Below are 6384 nucleotides of genomic sequence, written 5' to 3'. Positions count from 1 at the left end.
AGGATCAAACTCTCCGTCAAAGAACACGCCAACCAGGAACCCCAGGAAAATGAGGCACCCCGGCCGGCAGAAAATGATCCGGCATCAAACACCCGTCCACTGTGCACGGGGGTGCACAGCAACAGGCAACTTTGACAACCAAAAAAATGGCATCAACAAACTTGGCACACTATTGAGTTCTCAAACAACACGCCCCCGCAGGTACTCCGACCAGCCAACCGGCCGGCCACATCCCCGCGGCAACAAGATTCAATCCTACCCGATCCGAATTCCTTTTCCAAATCCCGTTTCCGGGAGGGGATCGAGAAATTCGAACCAGAATTCCGCGTTCCCGGCGCACTCGAAGGTGCACCGTTCCGGTGGAATTCCTTGGGGTTTGGCCGCCCTGTCCGGTCTGCGATCAGTTCGCAGCCGCTCCGGCGACTCAGAAAACATTACCGGCTCGGCGCGGTTCGGCCAAATCGGGCGGGTGTGCCCTTGGCCACTCCGCCCGGCCGCCGGAACGTGTCCGCCAACCGGTTTGCGGCGGCCCTCATGCCCCCAGGCGCCTCATACCCCTAGGGGGTAGTTGACGCATACCCCCTGCGGGTATACGTTCGGGGGCATGGACGAGATCATCCAGCCTCCCGAGCACCCGCACGCCGGGCCGCCCTACGGCTATGCCGCGGACAAGGACGCCTACCTCCGGCGCCTGCGGCGCATCGAGGGCCAGGTCCGGGGCATCGCGCGCATGGTGGAGGAGGACAAGTACTGCATCGACATCCTCACCCAGGTCTCAGCGGTGACCAAGGCCCTCCATGCAGTCAGCCTCGGCCTCGTCGAGGAGCACATCGGGCACTGCGTGATGGGAGCGGCAAACGTGCCAGACCCCGAGCAGCGCGCCGAGGAGATCGACTTCAAGGTCAAGGAGGCCACCGATGCCATCGGGCGCCTGCTGCGGTAGCACCCCGCCTACGCTGGGCACCACCACCGAAAGAACGCACCAGAGGAGAAGCACCATGAGCCACTTCACCACCACCGTGCACGTCGACGGCATGACCTGCGGCCACTGCGTCAGCTCGGTCACCGAGGAGATCGAGTCGATCGACGGTGTCGAGGACGTCTCGGTAGACCTCAACGCCGGCGGCGTCTCGGAAGTGACGATCCAGTCCGACCGCAGGCTCAAGCACGAGTCGATCAGCGAAGCCGTCGCCGAGGCGGGCTACGTCGTGGTCGACAACGACGCGTAGGGCCATGGACCAGCACGGCACCGCGCAGCTACCCCGCATCGTCGAACTCGACATCGGGGGCATGACGTGCGCCTCCTGCGTGAACAGGGTCGAACGGAAGCTGGGGAAGATCGAGGGCGTCCACGCCTCGGTGAACCTGCCCCTCGAGTCGGCCCGCGTCGAGGTTCCCGCCGGGGTGAGCGACGAGCAGCTGATCTCCACCGTGGCCGCCGCCGGATACACGGCGAAGGTCAAGGCCCAGCCCCACCCCGGTGCCGCTCCCCGCGATGGCGGCCCCGCGCCGTCGTCCGCCGAAGCCGACGAGGCACCGGCCGGTTCCCTGCTGCCCCGGCTCGCGGTCGCGGCCGTGCTCACCGTCCCCGTGGTCCTGATCTCGATGGTCCCGGCCGCCCAGTTCCCCCACTGGGGCTGGTGGGCCGCCGCCCTGGCCCTCCCCGTCGTCACGTGGGCGGCGTGGCCGTTCCACCGCGCGGCGGCCGTCAACGCCCGCCACGGCGGGTCCACCATGGACACCCTCGTCTCCCTCGGGGTGACCGCCGCGTACGTCTACTCGCTCGTCCAGCTGCTGGCCGACCCGGCCCTGACCGCGGACCCGGCCATGGAGATGTCCGGCGGGGCGCTGTACTTCGAGACGGCCGCCGTCGTGACGACCTTCCTCCTCCTCGGCCGCTGGCTCGAGGCACGCGCCAAGTCCCGGGCAGGCGACGCCCTGCGCGCCCTCCTGGACCGCGGCGCCAAACGGGCCACCCTCCTGCGCGACGGGGCCGAGACGGAGGTGCCGGCGGACCAGCTCGTGCCCGGGGACCTGTTCGTGGTGCGGCCCGGGGAGAAGGTCGCGACCGACGGCGTGGTCCGCGAGGGTGCCTCTGCCGTCGACGCCTCGCTCCTGACCGGTGAGTCGGTCCCTGTCGAGGTCGCCGAGGGCAGCCGCGTCACCGGCGCGACCGTGAACACCTCGGGCCGGCTCGTGGTCGAGGCCACCCGGGTGGGTTCGGACACGACGCTCGCAGCCATGGCGAGGCTCGTATCCGAGGCGCAGACCGGCAAGGCGCCGATCGCCCGGCTCGCCGACAGGATCAGCGCCGTGTTCGTGCCCGTGGTCCTCGCCATCACGGCCGTCACGTTCGTCCTCTGGCTCCTCCTCGGCGGCGCGCTGCCCGCCGCGTTCACCGCCGCCGTCGCGGTGCTCGTGATCGCGTGCCCCTGCGCCCTGGGGCTCGCCACCCCCATCGGGCTGCTCGCCGGCAGTGGGCGCGGCTCGCAGCTGGGCATCCTCATCCGCGGCGCCCACGTCCTCGAGGACACCCGCACCGTCGACACGATCGTGCTCGACAAGACCGGGACCGTCACCACCGGCCGGCTGGCCGTCGACACCGTCGACCCCCTCGGGGACTTCGACCGCGCTGCGCTGCTCCGGCTCGCGGGGGCCGTCGAGTCGGCGAGCGAGCACCCCCTCGCCCGCGCTGTCACCGCGGCGGCACGCCGGGCGCACGACGGCGCCGCCCTGCCCGCCGTCGTCGGCTTCCGTTCCGCTCCGGGCGGCGGGGTGGAGGGCACCGTGGAGGGGCGCCGCGTGCTCGTGGGCCGCACCGACTGGGTCGCGGGGCAGCTCGGCTCGGCGCCCGACGCGGAGGCGGCGGCCAGCTTCGCCGAGCGAGAGGAGGCCGGCGCGACGGCGGTGTGGGTCGCCGTCGACGGTGCCCTCGCCGGGATCGTGGCGCTGCGCGACACGGTCAAGCCCGGCTCGGCCGCAGGGATCGGCCGGCTCCGGGCGCTGGGCCTGCGGCCCGTGCTCGTCACCGGGGACAACGCGGCCGTCGCGGCCCGGGTTGCCGGCGAGGTGGGCATCGCGGCGGAGGACGTGCAGGCGGGCGTCCGCCCCGAGGGCAAGGTCCAGGCGGTCAGGCGGCTCCAGTCCGGCGGCGCCCGGGTGGCAATGGCCGGCGACGGGGTCAACGACGCGCCCGCGCTCGCGCAGGCCGACCTGGGGATCGCGATGGGCTCGGGCACGGACGTCGCTCGCGAGGCGGCGGACCTGACCGTGATGGGCGACGACCTGAACCAGGTGGCGGCGGCGATCGCGCTGTCCCGCAGGACGCTCGCGATCATCAAGCAGAACCTGTTCTGGGCGTTCTTCTACAACGCGGTCGGGATTCCCGTCGCGGCGTTCGGGCTGCTCAACCCGATGATCGCCGGCGCGGCCATGGCGGCGAGCTCGGTGCTGGTGGTGGCGAACTCGCTGCGGCTCACGCGCTTCACCCCCTGACCCCTCCCCGTTTCGGGTACGCATCTCGCCCCCACATTGCCGTTCCGGGTACGCGCCCGCGTACCCGGAAGGGCGAAAACGCGACGAGATGCGTACCCGAGACGAAGGGGGTGGGGAGGGGCGGAAGGCCGGGTCAGGCGGGGCGGTTGACGGCCGGCAGCGAGCCGGTGGCGAGGTCTGCCGCGGGCAGGGCCTCCGGCGCGGAGTCGGGGACGGCGGCAACGGCGGGAGCGCGGAGCTCGTCCATGCGCACCATGACCACCCCGGCCACGATGAGCGCGCCGCCCACAAACTGCACCGGCCCGGGGATGTCGCCGATCATGATCCACGAGGCGATGACCGAGAAGAGCACCTCGGTGAGGGAGACGAAGCTCGCGACCTTCGAGCCGAGCCGCTGGGTGCCGACGATCCCGAAGGTGTACGCGAGCACCGCGGCGACCAGGGTGATCCCGGCGAGCGGGACCACCCAGCTGACCTCGCCGCCCAGCAGCTCGACGTTCCCGAACGTCGCACCCAGCGGCAGCAGGCCCACGAGGGCGAGCACGGCGATCGTCAGGGCGCCGGACACCATCCCGCCGGCCACGGTCACGAGGGGCGGCAGGACGCCGTCGGACTTCGCCGAGAGGACGAAGTAGACGGCGAGGCAGATGGCGGCGGCCACCCCCCAGAGCACTCCCACCGGGTCGACGTGCTGGGCGCTCATCAGGTCCAGGACCAGCACGAGGCCGAGCATCGCCGTCACGGTCCCGAGGATGGTGAGGGTCCCCGGGCGGTGCCGCGTGCGCAGCCAGGCCCAGCCCACGAGGATGATCGGGGCGAGGTATTCGAGCATGAGCGCCACCGGGGGGCTCATGCGCGCCACCGCATTGAAGTAGAAGAACTGGCACAGCGCGATGGCAATCGCGCCGTACGCGGCCATGAGGGCGACCCCGCCACGGAGTCGCGCCCACTGCCCGCGCATCATCCACGCCGCGGGGACCGCCATCACGAGCGCGGCGAGCCCCACCCGACCGCCGACCACTGCACCGGGCGTCCACCCGGCCTCGAGGAGGGACTTCCCGAGCGGCCCCGACACGCCGAACGTGGCGGCGGACAGCAGGGCGAAGACGAGGCCGGAAGCAGAACGGTTCGCGGACAGCACGGGGCACCTCCCAGGGATCGTGTCACGAGTAAAGCAAGGGTATGGTGATGACAGTAGATCCCGATCCTGTCAGGAGTCAACGTGATCTTCGCCCATGACACCGAGGTGGCGCTGCGCAGCGTGGTCAACCTCGTCAACACCCTCGACCCCCTCGACGCGGACGGCGGCGAGCGCCTCGCCACTGGCGAGGACCTGGACCGCTTCCTGCTCGAAGAGCAGTTCACGGGCTCCCGCACGCACGACGCCGCGGAGCTGGCTGGGGTGCGCGCGCTCCGGTCGCGGCTGCGCACCCTCTGGGACTCCACCGAGGACGAGGCCGTCGAGCTGGTCAACTCCCTGCTGAGCGAGGCCCGGGCGCTGCCGCAGCTCGTCAAGCACGACCACTGGGACTGGCACCTGCATGCCACGACCCCGCAGGCGCCGCTGGCGGACCGGATGGGCACCGAGGCCGCGATGGCGTTCGTGGACGTGATCCGCTCGAAGGAGCTCGACCGGCTGCGCGTGTGCTCGGCCGGGGACTGCGAGGCCGTGCTCATCGACCTGACGAAGAACCGCTCGAAGCGCTACTGCGACACCGGGAACTGCGCCAACCGGGCGCATGTGCGCGCGTACCGGGAGCGCAAGGCCGCGAGCTGAGCTCAGGCTTCCCGGCCGGGGCCGCCCGGGGCATCGCCGCCGTCGGCCTCGCGCCCGGCCTCCGCCGCACCCTCCCCGCCGTCCGCGGTAGAGGCGTCCTTGGCCGGACGCTGGGCGCGCTTGAGCCGGTCCGCGGAGCGCAGGTTGACGCCGTCGCCCCGGCCGAGGTGCTCGGCGTTCTCCTTGTAGCTCATCGACAGCATCGCGGCGATGACGAGGCACACGATGAACGCGATGCCGGCGGCGCTGAACGCGAGGTCGAACCGGAGGCCGTGCCCCGTCCCGCCGGAGCCGAAGATCAGCACCGTCACGAAGGCGACGACGCCGAAGAACGCCGAGAACATGAGCGGGCCCTTGATCCCGACGCGGGGGCCGCGCGGTGTATCAGACATGGGCCCTCCTCAAGCGGCCGGGGAACGTGGGAGCTTCTACGAGAAGTAGAAAGAACGTATCGATTCTAGGCCACGTCGGGCTGGGCCGCGGAATCGTGCCTCAGGCTCAGGCCGCCGATCAGGAGCAGGACGCCCGTGATGATGGCCGCGCCGCCGGCCACTCCGAGCAGCGCGTGGGCGCCCAGGCCGGCGACGAAGGGCAGCAGGACGGCGGCGCCGAGGTGCACGGCGCCGGCGATGAGCTCGTCCCGTGCGAGGGGGCTCCGTCCCCGCCCGGCGACGGCCGCGACGACGTCCGCGATCCCGGTGAGCGCAAGGGCCACGGCGCCCCCGACGGCGATGACGGCAGCCGCCGGTGCGGCACCGAGCCCGAGGCCGAGGGCTGCAGCCAGACCGAAGCACGCCGAGGCGACCGCGCGGACGGCGGCGGTGGGGCGGCCCGCAGGGTCCGCGGCACGCCCCTCCTCGCGCAGCAGCCAGGCGCGGGCCGCCGCGAGTCCCACGAAGTAGGCCGCGAGGGACCAGGCCGCGCCGGCGGGCGTCGGAGTCCCCCAGAAGACGGTGACCGCTCCGAAGGCGAGCGCGACGAGGGCCCGGAGGATCACCGGGCGGGCCAGGGCACGCTGTTCGGCGGGGGCGGGGGCGCCCGGAGGCACGCCTGTGGGCTGGGTCGACGGGTTTTCGGGCACGGGCCAAGTCTAGCCAGCCGGCGCGTGCCGG

7 protein-coding genes are annotated in these 6384 nt (G+C 71.9%); 4 read left to right on the top strand and 3 right to left on the bottom strand.

Going from position 1 to position 6384, the window contains the following annotated elements:
* The first annotated feature begins 604 nt into the window (after positions 1–604).
* Genes J2W21_RS09460 through J2W21_RS09450 form a run of 3 tightly spaced genes read left to right on the top strand, consistent with a single transcriptional unit; the run spans position 605 to position 3495 of the window.
* Positions 605–943 carry a metal-sensitive transcriptional regulator gene (locus J2W21_RS09460; protein WP_307114243.1) on the top strand — a complete coding sequence of 113 codons (339 nt, stop codon included), beginning with the start codon at positions 605–607 and terminating at the stop codon, positions 941–943.
* A gap of 55 nt (positions 944–998) precedes the next feature.
* Positions 999–1229 carry a heavy-metal-associated domain-containing protein gene (locus tag J2W21_RS09455; protein WP_307114242.1) on the top strand — a complete coding sequence of 77 codons (231 nt, stop codon included), beginning with the start codon at positions 999–1001 and terminating at the stop codon, positions 1227–1229.
* A gap of 4 nt (positions 1230–1233) precedes the next feature.
* Entirely contained in the window at positions 1234–3495 is a 2262-nt protein-coding gene (locus J2W21_RS09450) for a heavy metal translocating P-type ATPase (RefSeq protein WP_307114241.1), read from the top strand.
* Between the two features lie 133 nt (positions 3496–3628).
* Here J2W21_RS09450 and J2W21_RS09445 read toward each other — a convergent pair whose 3' ends face one another.
* On the bottom strand, positions 3629–4636 hold the full coding sequence (locus tag J2W21_RS09445) for an EamA family transporter (protein WP_307114240.1): 1008 nt from the start codon (positions 4634–4636) through the stop codon (positions 3629–3631).
* A gap of 81 nt (positions 4637–4717) precedes the next feature.
* Here J2W21_RS09445 and J2W21_RS09440 point away from each other — a divergent pair, with 81 nt between their 5' ends.
* Positions 4718–5272, top strand: a complete 555-nt coding sequence (locus J2W21_RS09440) for a CGNR zinc finger domain-containing protein (RefSeq protein ID WP_307114239.1) — start codon at positions 4718–4720, stop codon at positions 5270–5272.
* Between the two features lie 2 nt (positions 5273–5274).
* On the opposite strand, the gene J2W21_RS09435 is transcribed toward J2W21_RS09440, so the two are convergent.
* Positions 5275–5664 (bottom strand): hypothetical protein, encoded by a 390-nt coding sequence (locus J2W21_RS09435; protein WP_307114238.1) that lies wholly within the window; start codon positions 5662–5664, stop codon positions 5275–5277.
* Between the two features lie 65 nt (positions 5665–5729).
* Positions 5730–6353 (bottom strand): hypothetical protein, encoded by a 624-nt coding sequence (locus J2W21_RS09430; protein WP_307114237.1) that lies wholly within the window; start codon positions 6351–6353, stop codon positions 5730–5732.
* Positions 6354–6384 lie beyond the last annotated feature (31 nt).

The sequence above is a fragment of the Sinomonas atrocyanea genome, from assembly GCF_030811715.1.
Classification (GTDB): domain Bacteria; phylum Actinomycetota; class Actinomycetes; order Actinomycetales; family Micrococcaceae; genus Sinomonas; species Sinomonas atrocyanea_A.
Note: the sequence above shows the minus strand (reverse complement) of the source record. Positions and strands in the feature narration are given on the sequence as shown.

Excerpts from the sequence above, each read along its gene's own strand:
- J2W21_RS09460 (WP_307114243.1), top strand. The coding sequence starts at position 605 with ATGGACGAGATCATCCAGCCTCCCGAGCACCCGCACGCCGGGCCGCCC.
- J2W21_RS09455 (WP_307114242.1), top strand. The coding sequence starts at position 999 with ATGAGCCACTTCACCACCACCGTGCACGTCGACGGCATGACCTGCGGC.
- J2W21_RS09450 (WP_307114241.1), top strand. The coding sequence starts at position 1,234 with ATGGACCAGCACGGCACCGCGCAGCTACCCCGCATCGTCGAACTCGAC.
- J2W21_RS09435 (WP_307114238.1), bottom strand. The coding sequence starts at position 5,664 with ATGTCTGATACACCGCGCGGCCCCCGCGTCGGGATCAAGGGCCCGCTC.